The sequence below is a fragment of the Synechocystis salina LEGE 00031 genome, from assembly GCF_015207985.1.
GTDB classification, from domain to species: domain Bacteria; phylum Cyanobacteriota; class Cyanobacteriia; order Cyanobacteriales; family Microcystaceae; genus Synechocystis; species Synechocystis salina.
The window spans coordinates 23,512-40,930 of the sequence record NZ_JADEVV010000009.1 but is presented as its reverse complement, the minus strand read 5'-3'; the positions used below and the strand labels follow the sequence as shown (position 1 = coordinate 40,930).

15 protein-coding genes and 1 pseudogene are annotated in these 17,419 nt (G+C 46.2%); 9 read left to right on the top strand and 7 right to left on the bottom strand.

The features are described 5' to 3' along the window. Positions 1-156 precede the first annotated feature (156 nt). The 4 genes and pseudogenes from IQ217_RS04650 (at position 157) to IQ217_RS04635 (ending at position 2,443) form a co-directional block, all read left to right on the top strand. Entirely contained in the window at positions 157-534 is a 378-nt protein-coding gene (locus IQ217_RS04650; protein WP_194019088.1) for a metallophosphoesterase family protein, read from the top strand. A gap of 320 nt (positions 535-854) precedes the next feature. Next, positions 855-1,604 (top strand): hypothetical protein, encoded by a 750-nt coding sequence (locus IQ217_RS04645; protein WP_194019087.1) that lies wholly within the window; start codon positions 855-857, stop codon positions 1,602-1,604. Positions 1,605-1,919: 315 nt separating this feature from the next. Beyond that, positions 1,920-2,201: pseudogene (locus tag IQ217_RS04640) on the top strand (DUF6883 domain-containing protein); the annotation flags it as partial. A gap of 17 nt (positions 2,202-2,218) precedes the next feature. Then, positions 2,219-2,443, top strand: coding sequence for a DUF4926 domain-containing protein (locus tag IQ217_RS04635; protein WP_194019086.1), 225 nt, complete (start codon positions 2,219-2,221; stop codon positions 2,441-2,443). A 31-nt stretch (positions 2,444-2,474) separates the two neighbouring features. Here IQ217_RS04635 and IQ217_RS04630 read toward each other — a convergent pair whose 3' ends face one another. Continuing rightward, entirely contained in the window at positions 2,475-5,726 is a 3,252-nt protein-coding gene (locus tag IQ217_RS04630) for a UvrD-helicase domain-containing protein (RefSeq protein ID WP_194019085.1), read from the bottom strand. A 146-nt stretch (positions 5,727-5,872) separates the two neighbouring features. Between IQ217_RS04630 and IQ217_RS04625 the strand changes: the two genes are divergently transcribed. Next, positions 5,873-6,097 carry a hypothetical protein gene (locus tag IQ217_RS04625; protein WP_194019084.1) on the top strand — a complete coding sequence of 75 codons (225 nt, stop codon included), beginning with the start codon at positions 5,873-5,875 and terminating at the stop codon, positions 6,095-6,097. After that, a complete protein-coding gene (locus IQ217_RS04620; RefSeq protein ID WP_194019083.1) occupies positions 6,090-6,503 on the top strand; it encodes a putative toxin-antitoxin system toxin component, PIN family in 414 nt (137 codons plus the stop codon). The genes IQ217_RS04625 and IQ217_RS04620 overlap by 8 nt, the downstream gene beginning before the upstream one ends. Here the strand turns inward: IQ217_RS04620 and IQ217_RS04615 are convergent. The 3 genes from IQ217_RS04615 to leuS all read right to left on the bottom strand — a co-directional run bounded on the left by IQ217_RS04615 (position 6,500) and on the right by leuS (position 12,232). Next, positions 6,500-9,232, bottom strand: coding sequence for a PD-(D/E)XK nuclease family protein (locus IQ217_RS04615; protein WP_194019082.1), 2,733 nt, complete (start codon positions 9,230-9,232; stop codon positions 6,500-6,502). The two genes, IQ217_RS04620 and IQ217_RS04615, sit on opposite strands and share 4 nt — an antisense overlap. Positions 9,233-9,383: 151 nt before the next feature. Continuing rightward, positions 9,384-9,620, bottom strand: coding sequence for a hypothetical protein (locus IQ217_RS04610; protein WP_194019081.1), 237 nt, complete (start codon positions 9,618-9,620; stop codon positions 9,384-9,386). Positions 9,621-9,646: 26 nt separating this feature from the next. Further along, a complete protein-coding gene (gene leuS / locus IQ217_RS04605) occupies positions 9,647-12,232 on the bottom strand; it encodes a leucine--tRNA ligase (protein ID WP_194019080.1) in 2,586 nt (861 codons plus the stop codon). A gap of 124 nt (positions 12,233-12,356) precedes the next feature. Between leuS and gltS the strand changes: the two genes are divergently transcribed. Next, on the top strand, positions 12,357-13,562 hold the full coding sequence (gene gltS, locus IQ217_RS04600) for a sodium/glutamate symporter (protein ID WP_194019079.1): 1,206 nt from the start codon (positions 12,357-12,359) through the stop codon (positions 13,560-13,562). Between the two features lie 275 nt (positions 13,563-13,837). Here the strand turns inward: gltS and IQ217_RS04595 are convergent, their stop codons facing one another. Next, positions 13,838-14,161, bottom strand: coding sequence for a DUF3155 domain-containing protein (locus tag IQ217_RS04595; protein ID WP_190598492.1), 324 nt, complete (start codon positions 14,159-14,161; stop codon positions 13,838-13,840). Positions 14,162-14,406: 245 nt separating this feature from the next. On the opposite strand from IQ217_RS04595, the gene hik2 reads away from it, so the two are divergent. Continuing rightward, positions 14,407-15,714 (top strand): two-component system sensor histidine kinase Hik2, encoded by a 1,308-nt coding sequence (gene hik2, locus IQ217_RS04590; RefSeq protein WP_194019078.1) that lies wholly within the window; start codon positions 14,407-14,409, stop codon positions 15,712-15,714. A 28-nt stretch (positions 15,715-15,742) separates the two neighbouring features. Here the strand turns inward: hik2 and IQ217_RS04585 are convergent, their stop codons facing one another. Beyond that, a complete protein-coding gene (locus tag IQ217_RS04585) occupies positions 15,743-16,198 on the bottom strand; it encodes a DUF29 domain-containing protein (RefSeq protein WP_194019077.1) in 456 nt (151 codons plus the stop codon). Between the two features lie 225 nt (positions 16,199-16,423). After that, on the bottom strand, positions 16,424-16,558 hold the full coding sequence (locus IQ217_RS19185) for a hypothetical protein (RefSeq protein ID WP_265583338.1): 135 nt from the start codon (positions 16,556-16,558) through the stop codon (positions 16,424-16,426). 5 nt (positions 16,559-16,563) lie between these two features. On the opposite strand from IQ217_RS19185, the gene larE reads away from it, so the two are divergent. Continuing rightward, positions 16,564-17,388 carry an ATP-dependent sacrificial sulfur transferase LarE gene (gene larE, locus IQ217_RS04580; RefSeq protein WP_194019125.1) on the top strand — a complete coding sequence of 275 codons (825 nt, stop codon included), beginning with the start codon at positions 16,564-16,566 and terminating at the stop codon, positions 17,386-17,388. Positions 17,389-17,419 lie beyond the last annotated feature (31 nt).

Sequence of the window (17,419 nt, the reverse complement as noted above, 5' to 3'; positions counted from 1 at the left end):
CGCTAACGGACGTTTTTGCAAGCAATAGTAGACAAGAAAATATATTTAAACCAAGGCACAGAGATTGTTAAGATTATTTTCTTGAAGTATAATTTTCCTCAGCAACAATGTACCTTTATGAAAACTTCCTCCTAATCTGAAGCTTAATTCCTCTCAATGAAATTTCTCCATACCTCTGAATGGCATTTAGGGCGACAATTTCACAATGTTTCCCTGATTGATGATCAAAAGCATGTCCTCAATCAGGTACTTGACTACGTTGAAAGGGAAGCAGTTGATGTGGTCATCATTGCCGGAGATGTCTATGATCGGGCGATTCCGCCGACGATCGCCGTTGATTTGTTGGATGAGATTCTGAATAAAATTTGTTTAGAACTCAAGGTTCCGGTGCTTATGATCCCTGGAAACCATGACAGTGGCGATCGCCTCAAGTTTGGAGCCAGTCATTTTCGGCAAGCGGGGTTGCATATTTTGGGAGAGTTAACGCGAATCACTGAACCGATTACATTCGTTGGTGGATTTACAGCAGAGTAGGTGTATGATAGGCATTGTGTCCCATGTGACTGAGCTGAAGGAGTTAATGCCGTATCGTCTGGATGTGATCAGTTCCCGTGGGGGCAGTACGGTTAAGATTCAGGGGGTTTCGGTTCTCTAAATTGATTTTGGCAGCTCATAGCTAAAAAGTTAGAGCATGACAAAATGCAATGTTTTGTTTGATGCATAAATTTAAGATTCTTTCGTGTTTTTTAGAATAGAGGATTGAGATTAAGCATAAAGCCACAAACAAAACAACGAAACTTTGTTATTTGTTCACTATTAGCCGTGCTAGTTTGACTTAAATTTCGTAGCTGCCAATGAAAAATACAAAAGCACGTACATTATTAAATAAGGGGTTCAGTATTACTGGAGCTTCTATCGGAAGTGCTCTAGGTTTTCTAGCGGGAGGACCTGCTGGTGCTGCCGCTGCTGGCGCATTAGGCGTAGTAATTGACCAAACGTTATCTGAAGTAGCAAGCAGGTTACTTTCTGAGCGGGAACAAAGTCGGATTGGCGCAACTGCGCAAAGTGCCATTGTAAAGATTGAAACTCTAAAGAAAGAAGGCCGAAAGGTAAGAGAGGATGGTTTCTTTGACGGTGACAGAAGTAGTGCAGAAGAAGTTTTTGAGGGGTGCTTGCTAGCATCAAAGAACTCACATGAAGAAAAGAAAGCTATTTATTTAGGAAATTTGTTTGCAAGTATCTGTTTTAGCATAGAAATTGATAAACATCAAGCAAATAGATTGATTAGTATTGCCAATGGGCTTACATACAGTCAGCTCTGTCTTTTGAATATTTTTAAGAACAAAAATAAGTACAGACTGAAAGATACTAATTTTAGAGAGGCCAAGCTAACATTCAAGCATGTTGTCATTATTCAAGAAATTTATGCCCTAGACAGAGATGGAATAATCATATTTGAAGGACAACACGTTTTTGGGATTACTGACGTTAAGCCAAATGTAGCTAGAGTTCAGGGTATTGGTTTTGCACTATATGATTTGATGGATCTAGCAAGTATTCCAGATACTGAGCTTGCGGAACTTGTCAGTTTTATTAGTGTGTAACATTTTCCTTATTGGCGTTAAATACCATGGCAGATTAAAAGATAACCTAGTTTGAGATAAGTTTAAAGCTACTCTTCGATAGTATTACTTCTATGCTTATTCCAAATGCCGAAAAAGCTGTGGTGGATATTCGTAACCTACATTCCGCAGGCTCTACCAATAGTTACTAAATTTTCGGGAAAACACTACAGATAGCGTAGTTTTCTAGTATTGATTGACTGGGAGTCAAGAGGCAAACCCCGAAATAGGCTTGCCGTCGTACTCGATTTCAGACGAAGGTGTACTACGTGCGGAATGTAGGTTCGTAAACTTCGTGACTATTGCCTAAATCCGAGACATGAGGATGGAAAACATAAAGCTCGACTTTTTTTGTCAACGCTTGGGATGACTGATGACAATGCCGAAGAATTGCGTCAAATTCTACTGGATGTCGTTAGAAATCAGGAGGCTAAGTTGGGGAGACAAGACACATTTGGTCAACGCTACATTTTAGATTTCAATATTGAATGGCAAAATAGAAGTGGAACCTTGCGGAGTGCATGGATTATCGAAGATGGTTCAGAAATTCCAAGATTAACAACCTGTTATCCGTTATAGGCGGTGGAGATAGCTTAATGAACAGTGCACCAAAGTTATTGGATGTTGTTGCCTTGACGGTGGATCTACCTCAATACAATCTATGGCGAGGACAGGTAGGGACAGTGGTCGAGATCTTAGCCAATGGCAAAGCATTTGAAGTCGAGTTCGGCGATCGCCATGGACGAACCTACGAATCATTAGGATTACGGCCAGAGCAGATAATCGTTTTACATTTCGAGCCAACATCGCCTCATAAATAAGCTGGGATAGTTGTCGCATAGCGTATTGAATTTACCCAAAACCTAGACTGGTTTTTCCCTCAATCTCTTGATTTTCAAGCAAAATAACAGCCTGATCGCAAATATCAGTATAGGGGCAATATTGACAGGCTTTCACCGAAGGCGTTGGCTCAAACTTCTTATTGGCGATCGCCGTTAGTAACTGGTCTGCCTCTTGGGAAATGGCTTGTAAATCAGCCGTTGAGAAGTGACAAAGCTGGTTATGGCGAAGATAAGCGATATAAGCCTGGGATTTTTTCGTTGCCTTGGCATAGGCCCACAACTGAAATCGATGCTCCTGGGGATTTACCTCTTGCTCAGTTTTAATGTCCAAGACAAAATCCTGACCGACTAAATCCGCAAGGCCATTAAAGCGAATCTTACCCAGTTTTAATGATAAAAACCGTTCCCATTGTCCTGACTGGACTGCCGAAAAATTACGGTGATGACGGAATTGTTCTGCTAGGTTAAAAGCCTCTTGCATTTTGTCATCGGATAAGTTTAAATCCAGCGCAGAAACCTTATTAATAGTTGTAATTCCCTGTGCCAAAATACGATGAGTAAGAATACCAATTTCCCGCCCAAATTGTCCAGTCGTAATTGTCTCGCCGGGATGCCCTTTAATGTACTTATAATCAAACTGCTTGGGACAACGGGCATAATCTGTCAAAGCCGTTACAGGTAGCTGTAAGCCCCCAAATACAGGATTAATTAATATTTCCGATGGTAGTTCCGGCAAGGAGGGATCTGAAGGATTGAGATGGCTTAAACTGTCCAGTTGATAAACAATCTCCTGGGGGCTGAACTCTCCTTGCAAACCCACCTGTAACAGTTGCCATAAATGGGATTCATTCTTGCCTTGCCCAGTCGTAAAAATTAGGCGATCGCCAGCCCGAGTTGCAGCCACATAAAGCAGACGTTTCATTTCTTCCAGATCTTGCGCCTGTTGTCGTTGCGCTAGCAGCAAATATAGAGCCGATTTTTGGAGTTCACCGCTTTCATCATCTTGCTTAACAGCAACCCCTAATTGGGGATCAAAACGAATGGAGGAATGATCATTTTGAGATTTACGACTGAGATCGGGAACGATAACCACGGGCCATTCCAAGCCCTTTGCTCCATGAATCGTCATTAACGTAATGGCATTGCCGGCTTCCAGGGGCGGACGCTTAATTTCCACCTTCTTGTCCACCAGACGTTTGAGGCGACGCACCGCAATAAAGGTTTCATTAGACCCACTCTCCAGCCGCCGCACCGTATCCATGAAGCCTTGCCAATCGGCTAAACGACGCTCACAGTTGGGCAAATTGGCGATAACTGCGGTGTAACCCGTTAATCGATCAGCCAATTGTAATAATCGGCTCGGGGGATCAATTTGGCAATGGTGACGTAATTTTTTTAAAATTTCAACGGTTTGGACGGTTATTTGATCATTTGATGCTTGTAGTAGTTGCCACCAGTTTTGATCATCGGTCGCAGCTTGACGGAGGGTTAATAAATGGCGATCGCTCCAGGCAAAAAAGGGACTTCTCAATACAGCAACCAGGGCAATATCATCCCGTGCATCGGCTAAAAATCGCAGTAAAGCCATCCCATCCTTGGCTTCACGGGTATCCAGTAAATTACCGCCCCCCGCCTGTAAAACCGGAATTTGTAAATTGCCGATCGCCTGTCCATAGAGTTCCAGCGGTTCCCAAGTGCGGGCCAGAATGGCAATATCCCGTGGTTCAATGGGGCGGTGTTCCCGTGTTTTTTTATCCCAAACTGGGCGTTTCTCCTGCAACATTTGCTGAACCAAATGGGCAATGTGTTGGGCTTCATATTGGCGCAGTTGCTCAACACTGGGGTTAGTGTCACTGTCGGGATCGGGAATAATGACAAAACTTTCCACATGGGGGGCAGGATGGGGCGGTTCCTGGCGATCGCCATCCAGATCTTGGTGTAAGTCCGCCAAAATTGGCGCAAAGATTTGGTTAATGTTGTTTATTAACGGGGCATGGGTGCGAAAACTGGTGCTGAGGGGAATGGTGTTATTGAGGTGATCGCGCCATTGTTGAAAGACTTGAATATCTGCTCGCCGAAATCCATAAATCGACTGTTTTTCATCCCCCACTAAGGTTAAGGTTTTGCCCTGGGTTAAAATTTCCAACAGTTTGCCTTGGGTGGGGTTAGTATCCTGAAACTCATCAATTAAAAAGGCTTGCCAACGTTGCTGGTAATAATCTCTGATTTGGGAATCTTCTAAGGCTTTGAGAGCATGAATTTCGAGATCATTAAAATCCAAAAGACGCTGGTGATTTTTAGCATTACTGACAAAATCTCTTACAAAAATAAAGGCATCTCGAAGTGCGGGAAGTAGAACTTCAATTTTCTCGTCTAACTCTCCCCATTGCAATGTTACTAAGTCACTATTAGGAAAATACTTCGTAAAGTCTCGCCAGTCAATTAAGGTTCGCCTAAGTGTTTTTAACGTCTCTTCATCTGCCCAATTTTTTTTACTGCCAATGTTACCGACCTTAAACTTAAGCCATGCTTGAAATACCATTTGAAAGTTTTCATTTTGAATATCTTCTTGATGGCTTTCAATCGTTTCAATTAATATTAGTGCCTCTTGCCTAACCGTTTCTAATTTATCCCCCGCTTTCCCTTGATTTTGACTGATAATTTCATGGGCTTCCTGCCAAAAGGGATCATTCAGTAAAGTTTCAATCACCGCTTCTTGAGCTTTCTGAAGGATAGGCCACCAATCCTCTCGGGTGCGTTGCAATGCTTCCTCGGCACTGAGGGGATCTTGTAAAAAGACCTCCATCGCCGCTTTCATCAAGGAATAGGGAATTTGAGCGTAAAGCTGATTGGGTAATTGATCTAAGGCGATCGCCATCTGTTCCGTTTGCCATAACTGCCCTTCCCATTCATCCAGGGGGGTAAAATCTGCTGGCACTCCCGCCGCTTCGGGGTGTTCTCGACAGATCCTGGCCGCCAGGGAATGAAAGGTACAAATGGGAGCCGCTTCTAATTCCGCTAACCAATCAAAATGATCGGTCGCCTGTTGCTTAACCGTTTGCCGAATCCGAGACCGCAACTCGATCGCGGCCTTATCGGTAAAGGTCATGGCGACGATTTGCAATGACGATAGGTCTTGCGTTTGCAGATGGAATAAGTACCGCTCCGCCAGCATATAGGTTTTGCCCGTACCGGCCCCTGCGGTAATGGCGACGCTTGTTGCCGATGTAACTGCTTGTTCTTGTTGGGGGGTTAAAGCCATTTCGTTAATACCTTAATTGCCAATTTTTAGGTTATTTATGGCTGTTCAAAGTATGGAATAGGGGCTAAGGGAGGGCTTATCCAGCGTCCTCTTAGGAAGAGCAATGCTAGAATTGGCTCTATCGCCCAGTTAAGGAATAACTTACAATGTCTATTTCCCTGACCATTCCTGTTGATGCTAAAACAGCAGATGCTTTCGCAAGTTTATCAGTTCAGGAAAAGGAAAAGTTAACATTTTTTCTTAGTCTTCAGATGAAGAACTCGTTAAATTCTGATGTTTCACTATTAGAGATTATGGATGACATCAGCAAGGAAGCCGAAGAAAAAGGATTAACTCCTGCAATTTTAGAGTCGCTGTTAGACGATGAGTAGACGTTATGTTTTTGACACTAACGTTTTAGTCAGTGCGGTTCTTTCGGCCCACTCAGTTCCTAGGCAGGCCTTTAATTCGGCTTTTACTACAGGAACACTTTTGATGTCCTATTCTATCGTAAATGAATTAAACGAAGTGTTAAGTCGCCCTAAGTTTAGGCGCTACTTGTCTGCTGAGAAAAGAGATATTTTTATATGGTCTTTATTTCGTAAGGCAAGGTTTATTGATGTGATTAAGGAGAAAATAGATGTCTGTCGAGATGCTAAGGATAATCAATTTTTAGAATTAGCCGTTAATGGTGAAGCGGATTTTATTATTAGCGGTAATGACGATCTTTTGGTACTAAATCCATTTCGTAACATTCTAATTGTAACGCCAAGAATATTTTTAGACCGCTTCAGTTAAACCCCCTTCCTTTGTAGGCGATCGCCCTGACGGCAAACCAATTCATTTGTGCAATATCGGCAAGCATCCCGGTCTCGATCTGGGGAAACGGGGTAAGTTCCTGTCTGAAAGTGCTGCTTGAACCCTTCAAGAATTTCCCGGAGTTCTGTTTCGGAAATAACCTGTCTGGGAGAAATATCTTTAGCTTTACTGAGGGAGTAATACAGCGTTTTGGCAACGTGCTCACCTGGATATAAAGATGCTCCCCCTACGGCTTTGTAAAGCGGTAATTGCAAATCTATTTTGGCTTTGTCCTCTTGATCTTTGATGCCTTTAGGTAGTGTCCCCCCAGATTTGTAATCAATCAGAACAAGACCCTCCTCACGGCGATCAATTCGGTCAATATAGCCTTTTACTTTTAACGCTTCAATTTCACCAGCAAATTCTTGCTCTAGGGCTAATATTTCCACTGGTTCAGGTAAAAAGTCTGGCTGCAACATTGCTCGTTTGAGAATTTTGATTAATTCCTGACGTTGATGATCCCAAGCCCGAAAGTTCGTCACCTCTATTTTTTTCTCCTCGGCAATATATTTTTCTGCCTGCTGAAACCATTCCATAAGCTTGTCATCATCAATCAGGTTAATCGTCGAATCTTTTTGATAATCACTTAGGGCAATTTCAAGTACTTTGTGATAAAGCGATCCTTTTAAAGCGGAATCAAGCTCTGAGTCCGCCTCTTCAATTTCCCCTAACTTGAGCAATTTATTGGCAAACCATTTAAAGGGACATTGGCCCAATTGGGTTAGTTGGGAGGCACTAAACCAATGATCTTCATAATTAAAGGGCATTCCCACCACGCCGTCATATTCATTCGGTGGCTCACTGCTTTCCCGCTGTTGTTCAACTTGCCAAGCATGAATGGCTTTGGTTAAAACGTCATCTGTCCCAAGCGGATCTCCGTGAGATCGCCGGAGATAAATCTGTCGGGCAATTTCAGGACTGGGAATAATTGGCAAGGAGGTTGGCTCAGGGATAAGACCCAAGCGTTGAAAATAGGAAGATGGCTCAGATTGTTTGTAGGAACCATGACGGGGAAAGGTTTTGGCGTAGGAAAAAATGAAGGATTTTTTAGGGGTTTGGAGCAGGGTATAAAAATCAAACGTTTCGCTTTGAGCCGATTCCATTGCGCTGGCTAAATGAATACCCTGGCTTTGTAACTGCTGACGTTCATAAAAATCTAGGACTGCATCGTTAACAATCGGCTTGGGTAAATTGCCTTCCCGGCCATCAATGACAAAAACATAGTCGTACTGTGCCCCGACAATCGAACGGGGATTATGAAGTTCAATGCCTTCCCGTCCCGGCCCCGCAACGGTCTGCAGCAAATTCAAATGGGTTAACATTTCTTCCCGAAATTGGGCCCAGGTAATCGTCTCCGTTCCCAGTTCGGGCAATTCCTGTAACCCTTCAGTCCAATTTTTATAAGCCAGACTTTCCTTGGCCCAGCGCCTTGCCTGTTGCCGAACCTGAAACAGATCGAAGATGGTTTGAAAATGGGTTAACCACTCAGGGCGGGAAGCCTCCAAAGGCAACTGCATCGGGAAAATATCAATGTCATGTTCAGCCAGAATGAGTGATCGCCAAGTTTCAAAATCCGTGGGTCGAGATTGTTGGAATTGTGCCCACAGATTACTCCCCAAAGTGCGGCTTAACGGATGCTGAAAAAAGCGGGCCGCTAGCTCAAATGTCCATTGCTGATCCAAGACCTCTAACAGTAACTTGACCCAAGCCCCCACTCGGGTTTCCGCAATGGGAATGGTGTAGGGCAACCGCAAGGCAATGCCATATTCCCAGGCAATATCCATCAGGCGATCGCCCCATTCTGTATCATTGGCGGCTACAATCACCATGTCTCGGCTTAATACTCCTTGGTGTAGAAGCTGTTTAACTTGAGCTAAAACTCCCCGAGCTTCTGCCTCTTGGTTCGGATAAACCTGAGCTGATATTTGTGGTTTCTGGTCTGGCTCCGGGGAAATAGCAGACTCTCCGAGAAATACCTGGGAAAGAAATCTGCAAGGTGTGGATAGGTTTTCTTGATCAGTTAACTTTCTTTCTGCCCAACCATTTTGTTTTAGGTGTTGCCTAAACTTTTTCTGGGGCGCAAAAAAGTGTGATTCTCCATCCAGCAGATATAAAACACTATTTTCATCGGCGATCGCCTCGATAAACGCCAATTCATCGAGACGGAGATTAAAGTAACCATAGATCACTAAACGTCGCCGCTGAGATTGTTGTTTAATCGCCTCCCAGAAAAGTTGATTTTGATCAATCCAACCTTCACCACGTAAAAGTTTCTGATAAATCTGGGCAACGTTGAATACTTTCTGTGCTCGTTCAGACCAGTCAGACACTGGGCAAAAATCAGGTTGACTCCGCAGAATAGCTTCAATCGTTGGTTGCCAAGTTCTTGCCATTCCATCCAGATCCTGCAACTCGAGGGTCTGTTGTAACGTTTCCCGTAAATAATGTTGGACAACTAGGCGCGAGGCGACCTTAGCTTGAACTTGTCTAATTTTGAGAATATCCCAGGCCAATTGCTGCAGGGAAAAGGCTGGAACTTCTAAAGTATCGGCAGCATTGCGGTTAGGAGTAACAATTTGCCAGCCGCTATCATCGGTCAAATCCTGACTCAATTCCCAAGCGGCATAAAGCAGTGATTCAACGCTGTAACTGACATAAAGAGTCGACATTGGTTACAAAGACGATCAGGGCAAATTAGTTTGGTAAATATGGCTAATGAAAAATGTAACCCATATTCACATTGCCGATGTCTGCATCAACATCGAAAAAAGACCATCTCGACTAGTATTCAGACAGTCGCCGGGGGGAATTATCCTCAGTTCAAGGTAATGGCCCAATGCGGGATAGGAGCGATCGCCTGTGCAGACGGAGACTAATCAACTCATCTATCCCCAAACCACCGATGATGAAGGCCGCAAATAAGGAGCCCATTCTATTGGCCGGTGTGGATAACACCAGGATGGCGATCGCCAGAGCTACGAAAAACAAGCCAAAAAAAGATCTGATTACCAACTCTTGCTTTGACCTAGTAACTTGCCGGCCAGTACTTTTTTTCATGGTGCAATTCCTCCCCAAAATCAGGTCTAGGTGATAACAAAATTGACCAATTTCCCCGGCACCACAATCACCTTTTTGATGGTTTTGCCGGCCAAATAACGTTGGGCTAAATCGGAATTACGGGCCAATTCCTCCAACTGGGTTTTGTCGGCTCCAGCGGGAACGGTGATGGTACCACGGGTTTTGCCTAGCACCTGGATCACCAAAGTAATTTCGTCCAACACTAGGGCTGTGAAGTCTGCCTGCAACCAGGACTGTTGGTGAATGGAGTCAGTACGACCTAAACGGTGCCACAATTCCTCTGTCAAATGGGGCGCAAAGGGAGCAAGGAGTAACAGCAGGGTTTCAATGCCCTCTTGATAAACGGGGGAAGGGGTTAAGTCCGTGGCCGCTATCAGGGCATTACTGAGTTTCATCATTTCAGAAATGGCGGTGTTGAACTGATAATCGTCGTTCAAATCCTCCGCCACTTCTTTGATGGCCCCATGGATAGCTCGCCGTAGATCTTTCTCCGCTTTAGTTAAAGGGTCATTGCTAGTCAATGTTTCTGGGCGATCGCCAATGTAGTCGGTCACTAAGCGCCAAACCCGATTGAGAAAACGAAATTGCCCTTCCACGTCCGCATCATCCCATTCCAAATCCTTTTCTGGAGGGGCTTTAAAGAGGATAAACATCCTGGCCGTATCCGCTCCATACTTAGCCAGCACTTCCTGGGGATCAACACCATTAAATTTGGACTTGGACATCTTTTCGTAGAAAACCTGTAACGGTTCACCACTATCGGGATCTTTGGGATCCTTGGCATCAATTACCTGTCGCCCCGTTTGCAAATCCTTGGCCGGCACGTATTTACCTGTGGTGGGATTTTTGTAGGTAATGCCCTGCACCATGCCCTGGGTTAATAATTTTTGGAACGGTTCTTTGACCGCAATTAATTGGCGATCGGCCAAAACCTTAGTGAAAAAGCGGGAGTAAAGCAAATGCAAAATAGCATGTTCAATGCCCCCCACATATTGGTCCACCGGCAACCAGTGGGCAACTTTTTCCCCATCAAAAGGCAACTCGGTATTTTGGGCATCGGCATAACGCAGGAAATACCAGGAAGAATCAATGAAAGTATCCATGGTGTCCGTTTCCCGCCGGGCTGGTTTACCGCATTTTGGACAGGGCACATTCAGCCAATCCGTCAACTTCGCTAGGGGAGAAGGGCCCCGCCCAGAAAATTTCACATTATCCGGTAACTCCACCGGCAAATCTTGGCTTGGTACAGGCACCGCTCCACAGTCATCGCAATGAATAATGGGAATGGGACAGCCCCAATACCGTTGTCGAGAAATCAACCAATCCCGCAGACGATATTGCACCTTGGCGCGGCCATAATCATGATCTTCCGCGAACTTAATAATGGCTTCTTTTGCTTTGGGGGAAGCCATGCCGGTGAACTGGGCCGAGTTAACCATTACCCCGGCTTCCGTGTAGGCTGCCCCTAGTTCTACATCATTGTTATCAGCATCGTCGGGAACAATCACCACTTGGATGGGGAGATGGTTATCCTGGGCAAATTTAAAGTCCCGTTGGTCATGGGCTGGCACCCCCATCACTGCCCCGGTGCCGTATTCATATAAAACATAATCGGCAATGAGAATGGGAATTTCTTTACCGTTAAAGGGATTAATGGCTACTCCGCCGGTTCTAACGCCCCGTTTTGGTTTATCTTCCGCTGTCCGTTCAATTTCACTTTCCTTGGCCATCAAAGCCACAAAATCTGCCACTGTTTGCTTTTGAGCCGCTGTGGTCACTACTTTAGTTAAAGGGTGTTCTGGCGCTAAAACCACATAGGTGACGCCGTACACCGTATCGGGGCGGGTGGTAAAAACGGCAATTTTTTCATCACTGTCTTTGAGGGGAAATTCCAGATAGGCGCCCACCGATTTACCAATCCAATGGGATTGCATCAGTTTGACCCGTTCCGGCCAGCCATCAAGCTTATCTAAATCATTTAACAGGGCTTCAGCGTAATCGGTAATTTTTAAAAACCATTGCCGTAATAATTTGCGCTCCACCATGGCTCCCGATCGCCAGGATCGCCCTTCCCCATCAACCTGTTCGTTGGCCAACACGGTTTGATCAATGGGGTCCCAATTGACGGTGGCTTCTTTTTGGTAAGCCAGACCAGCCTGGAAAAATTGCAGAAATAACCATTGGGTCCAACGGTAATAGTCCGGGGCACAGGTGGCCACTTCCCGTTCCCAATCGATGGAAAGCCCCAACTGTTGTAATTGGGCCCGCATCTGGGCAATATTTTTTTCCGTCCACTGCTTGGGGGGAATCCCCCGCTCAATGGCAGCATTCTCTGCCGGCAAACCAAAGGCATCCCAACCCATGGGGTGGAGCACCTGATAACCCTGCATCCTTTTCAGCCGGGCAATGACATCGGTGATGGTGTAGTTACGCACATGGCCCATGTGGAGATTCCCGGAAGGATAGGGAAACATGGAGAGGGCATAAAATTTGGGCAAATCGGAGGCGACAGGGGTTTTGTCCAGTCCCCATTCAGCCCAGCTTTGTTGCCATTTTTGCTCGATTTCACCAGCGTTGTATGGGGATGCCACGACGACCAAGATCTCCTAAGCCCAGTTGATTACAGGCTTGTTAGTATACCATTCTGTCCTGGGCCTAGGTTTGGGCCTTTACCCTCCTAGACCAATGGCTTTGTAGAGGTTAAGATGCGCGATTATGGAAACCATTCAACTCAACGTACGCCAAACAATTATTGTCGCAATTTTAGTGCTTTACGTTGGCAAATATCTCACTAAAAAAATCAAATTTTTGCAGAGCTTTAACATCCCCGATGCCGTTTCCGGTGGGGTATTGGCTTCTCTCTTTTTCGGGCTAATTTATGGAATTTTTCGTACAGAAATAGCCTTTGATTTTCCCATTCGGGATGCTTTTTTAATTATTTTCTTTACCTGTATTGGTCTCTCTTCTAAACTCAAAACTTTGCTCCAGGGTGGAAAACCCCTGTTAATTCTGTTGGGGCTGGCGGTGGGCTTTTTAGTGGTGCAGAACTTAGTCGGACTTGCCATGGCTTCGTTGTTGGGACAGGCGTTACCGGTGGGCTTACTCTCCGGCTCCATCTCCCTCAGTGGCGGCCATGGTACGGCGATCGCCTGGTCTCCCCTTTTTTACCAGAGCGGCATTACCAACGCACCGGAAATTGCCATAGCCTGCGCCACTTTTGGTTTGGTGTTTGGGGGCATTGTGGGAGGGCCCATCGCCAAATTTTTAATCATTCGTAACCAATTACAACCGGATGCCAACGGCGAAGATTTAACCATTAGCATCCGGCGGGACCAGGAGAATGTGCAAATTGACTACAACACCATGCTCCAATCCATTTTGGTCATTGGTCTAACCATCGGCTTAGGCTTTGAACTCAACGTGACGATCGCCGGTCTGGGACTGATGTTGCCGGCCTTTGTCTCCTGTTTGCTGGCAGGTATCATTCTCACCAATACCATTCCCCTCGTGTTCAAACAATTTCCTTGGCCAGCGGAAACCCCTTCCCTAGCTTTAATTTCCGACGTTAGTTTGGGACTATTCCTGGCCATTTCCCTGATGAGCTTACAACTCTGGACTTTGGCTGGCATTGGTGGAGTGATTGCCATTATCCTCCTAGTCCAATTTATGGCCACAGTAATTTACACCGTTGTCGTTGTTTTCCCTCTCATGGGCCAGGACTACAACGCGGCGGTGATCTCCTCCGGCTATTCCGGTTTAACCCTGGGGGCTACCCCCACGGCGATCGCCAATATGACCGCAGTGACAGAAAAGTTCGGTGCTGCCCCCCAGGCCTTCATCGTTGTGCCCCTGGTGGGAGCTTTCTTCATTGACATTGCCAACGCCTTTGTCATCCAGCAATTTCTCAATTTCCTTGGCTAGGCCGAACTGTGGCGGCAAGGATGATCAGGATTATTAATGCTTAGCAACAGCCACCCCAACCCGGAGGCTAGAGTGGACTCAGTTGCCAAAACATGACAGGATCTGATCGAGACAGAGCTTTCTGGGTAAGAATGGAAACGAAAACTAACCACTCCTTCCTCCGAATTTAGGCAGAGTTTGTACCCAAAACCTACTTCGGATCTAACCCGCTAAGGAAAGTCAGCCCCAATAAAACCGATTTAGTCTGTTTTTGCCATTGCTTAGAAACCGTTCAGTTAACGGCTCCCAGCACCTACAGGGGTTTTAGTGCTAGGGGTGGGAAGTTGATACTCCCGCAGACTGGGGAACAGAAAATGATTCTCTTCCACATACTGGGCCCCAAACAATCCCTTCTCGGCCCAAAAATATCGATCAGTGGTGTGCTCGTTTCGTTTTACAATGAGCAAGGCCGGGGGCTGAATTTCGTTAGCTTGGATGTAGCGACGAGCGGCCGTGACGGGCTTATCCTCGCCGCTTTCAATATTAAACTGAGGAACAAGCTCCAAAATCTTACGACCTTCTTGACGACGACGACTCTTCCGTTTGCGTTTGCGTGCCAACCCAGTTACCTCCTATTTCAGCGATATGCTGTAATGATAGTTACAAAAGCCGTGTCGATTATATCCGGTCTAATTCTAAATATCAAGCCTCTCCAGCCCTTGCGGTGCTAAGGGGATCGCTGATTCTAAACACCATTTAGGTAGGGTTTCACCCCCAAAACTGCCCCCCAGGGCCATAAATAGACCAATTTAAATCTTAATATTTCTTAACATTTCTTCCGGGGCCTGGCCCCACCATAAGCTCCATGGCTGGTTCCATTTCATCAATGTATTCCCCCAGTGCTGGGTTAATTGCCCTTTGTCAGTCGCAGGTTAGGCTTTTGCAACAGGGATTGCAGGTGGACTGGTGTGGCGTTTATCTAAACCAAGAAGAAACGGAGCAGGGGTTGGTACCGTTGGTGGTTTCCCATAGTCCAACAGTAGCTGAATCGCAAAGTTATGGGTTAATTAGTCTACCACAAGGGGAATCGTCTCCCCCGACAGACGATTTGTCTTTGCCGGCGGTTCCCGTGGGGGTGGGTCAGTTAAGTCGCCGCAGTCGGTTGGAGCCTCCCCCCTTCGATGCGGACAAACGCTTGGTTTTACCTCTGGTTTACGGGGAAGAAATGGTGGGACTGTTGGTAATTCATCGCAGTCAGGGCCAGTGGCATGGGGAGGAAATGGTGCAGTTGGAGGCGATCGCCAAATCCTTAGCGGTGGCCTGCCTATTGGATCAACAACAGGATTGGTACCGCCAGGCCTGGGAGGAGCAAAATCAACAATACCAGTGGGAGCGACAACATTGGGCTGACCTCTTGCACCAACTCCGCAATCCCCTCACTGCCCTAAAAACGTTTAGTAAGCTACTGCTCAAACGTTGGCAGGGGGACGACAAAAGTCAACAGGTGGTGGAAGGCATTGTCCGCCAAGGGGAACATCTCCAGGAGTTGTTACAAAGCTTTGAAGCGAGCCAACATCAAGACCCTGAGACAGTGCCCCTTTTGCCAAGCGATCCAGCGGCCACAATCCAGGTTTTGCCTCCGGCGGATCATGACGAAACTATGTCCCTGGGCAGTTTTTCCCTAACGGAAGTTTTGCCCCCTATTTTGTTGGCCCATCAGGCGATCGCCGCCGAGAGAAATATTACTTTAACGGCCCAAATTGCTTTGATTGATGCCCTGGTGATTGCTAACCGTTTAGCTTTGCGGGAAGTGGTTAATAATCTTTTAGACAATGCCATTAAATACACTCCCAACGGTGGCCGGGTAGAAGTTAATCTTGCCTTAGAAACCGGCCGATCTTCTGGCACGGATTGGGTCACATTGGCGATCGCCGACACGGGTTATGGCATTCCCCAGGAGGATCAAGAAAGGATTTTTGAGCGCAATTATCGGGGAACCCAAGCCCAGGGGCCTATTGGCGGCACAGGTTTAGGCTTGGCGATCGTGGCGGATCTAGTAGCCCAAATGGGGGGCAAAATTACTGTCACTAGCCCCAATGGTTTATCTGCCAATAGGAATCGCCCAGGCTCCACTTTCACTCTTTGGCTAACCCCTGGGGAAGAGCCTAGTTGACATCGAACCCAGTTTTCTTGCCCTCACCCTAGCTCCAGTCCTGACTGGTATCACAAAGGAAATTTTCTTGTAAAACCCTTGCTAATGGATAGGGACAGACTTCAGGAAAGACACGAATAGGCAGGTTGGTCTCCCGTAAAGCTAGATCCACCCCCGCTTCAAAGCCATCCTCCAATGCTTGGGGTAAACGGGACTTTAAGCTAGGGTTCTGGAGTAGATGACGACGAATGGCCCGACGTTGCTCTCGAATAGTAAGAAACCAACTGCGGGAACGCTGTTCCGGCTGTAATTCCCACTTTAATAAATGACCCAGTAAAACGGCCAAACGGCTGACCAATTCACGATATTGTTGCCTTCCCAAAGCTTCTATCTCCTCTTTGAGATGTTGCCAATCCAGTAATGACGGCTGTTGATTATTCAAAGCTTGGGCTTGGCTCTGGGTCCAGGCATAAAAGTCCTGCTCGTACAAACCAGAATGTTCCATAACACATATCAATTCTGTGGTTTTTGGTTTAACACTTTGTCAATCCTACTTGTTCTCTCCAGTAACCCAAGCTCCACTTTCACTCCGTAGTTACCACCTGACAACTACTTCTATCATTTTTTCCAGGTGAGAATAATATTTTCTGATTTACAAATGGACTGGGCATGGCGCAGAGCCATTTTAGCAATAGCTCCAAACAAGTGAATTTTTGGCGTTGCATCCTAGTTAAAAACTGTCTTTCCTGGCAATTTTTGGCCGCATATCTCTACCCGTCACAGATTCGATTATTTTGTTACGGTGAGAAGTGGGTTGATAAAGCACCGTAAAATCAACTTCGACGACAATAATGGCGATCGCCAATGCCCATGTTAGAAAGCAAACTCGAAAATCTGCGGCAATTCTTTCAGGAGTTAGACAGGGCTTTAATTGCCTATTCCGGTGGAGTGGATAGCACCCTAGTGGCGAAAGTAGCCTACGACGTATTGGGGGCCAATGCCGTGGCCATCACCGCCGTTTCCCCTTCCCTATTGCCAGAAGAATTGGAAGATGCCCAGGCCCAGGCCGAATGGATTGGCATTACCCACGAATTGGTGCAAACCAATGAAATGGCCAACCCCAACTACACGGCCAACCCCGAAAACCGCTGTTATTTTTGCAAAAGTGAACTCCACGACACCCTCAAACCCTTAGCTTTGGCTCGGGGTTATAGCTACGTCATTGATGGGGTCAATGGGGATGATCTACGGGATTATCGCCCCGGCATCCAAGCGGCGAAGGAACGGGGAGGGCGATCGCCATTGGCCGAATTGCAAATTAGTAAGTTAGAAGTGCGGCAACTTTCCCAATTATTGGGCTTGCCTTGGTGGGATAAACCAGCCCAGCCTTGCTTGAGTTCCCGTTTTCCCTACGGCGAAGAAATTACAGTGGAAAAACTACAGCGGGTCGGCCGGGCAGAAATTTATCTCCGTCGTCTCGGTTATCCCCAGGTCAGGGTACGCTCAGAGCAAAATTTGGCCCGCATTGAATTGCCCCCAGAACAGATCCAACAGTTTGTGCAAGCTGTGTCCCTAGGGGAATTGGTGCAAACCTTTCAAAACTTAGGTTTCCTGTACGTCACCCTGGACTTGGAAGGCTACCAGAGCGGCAAACTCAATCGAGTTTTAACTAAAACTGATGGAATTCCAGCTTAGTTTTTGGGGGGAGAGCAAAAACCCAAAGCCC

Excerpts from the sequence above, each read along its gene's own strand:
- IQ217_RS04635 (WP_194019086.1), top strand. The coding sequence starts at position 2,219 with ATGAACAGTGCACCAAAGTTATTGGATGTTGTTGCCTTGACGGTGGAT.
- IQ217_RS04585 (WP_194019077.1), bottom strand. The coding sequence starts at position 16,198 with ATGGAACATTCTGGTTTGTACGAGCAGGACTTTTATGCCTGGACCCAG.
- gltS (WP_194019079.1), top strand. The coding sequence starts at position 12,357 with ATGGAAACCATTCAACTCAACGTACGCCAAACAATTATTGTCGCAATT.
- IQ217_RS04610 (WP_194019081.1), bottom strand. The coding sequence starts at position 9,620 with ATGAAAAAAAGTACTGGCCGGCAAGTTACTAGGTCAAAGCAAGAGTTG.
- IQ217_RS04645 (WP_194019087.1), top strand. The coding sequence starts at position 855 with ATGAAAAATACAAAAGCACGTACATTATTAAATAAGGGGTTCAGTATT.
- IQ217_RS04620 (WP_194019083.1), top strand. The coding sequence starts at position 6,090 with ATGAGTAGACGTTATGTTTTTGACACTAACGTTTTAGTCAGTGCGGTT.
- hik2 (WP_194019078.1), top strand. The coding sequence starts at position 14,407 with ATGGCTGGTTCCATTTCATCAATGTATTCCCCCAGTGCTGGGTTAATT.
- IQ217_RS04650 (WP_194019088.1), top strand. The coding sequence starts at position 157 with ATGAAATTTCTCCATACCTCTGAATGGCATTTAGGGCGACAATTTCAC.
- IQ217_RS04625 (WP_194019084.1), top strand. The coding sequence starts at position 5,873 with ATGTCTATTTCCCTGACCATTCCTGTTGATGCTAAAACAGCAGATGCT.
- IQ217_RS04630 (WP_194019085.1), bottom strand. The coding sequence starts at position 5,726 with ATGGCTTTAACCCCCCAACAAGAACAAGCAGTTACATCGGCAACAAGC.
- IQ217_RS04615 (WP_194019082.1), bottom strand. The coding sequence starts at position 9,232 with ATGTCGACTCTTTATGTCAGTTACAGCGTTGAATCACTGCTTTATGCC.
- larE (WP_194019125.1), top strand. The coding sequence starts at position 16,564 with ATGTTAGAAAGCAAACTCGAAAATCTGCGGCAATTCTTTCAGGAGTTA.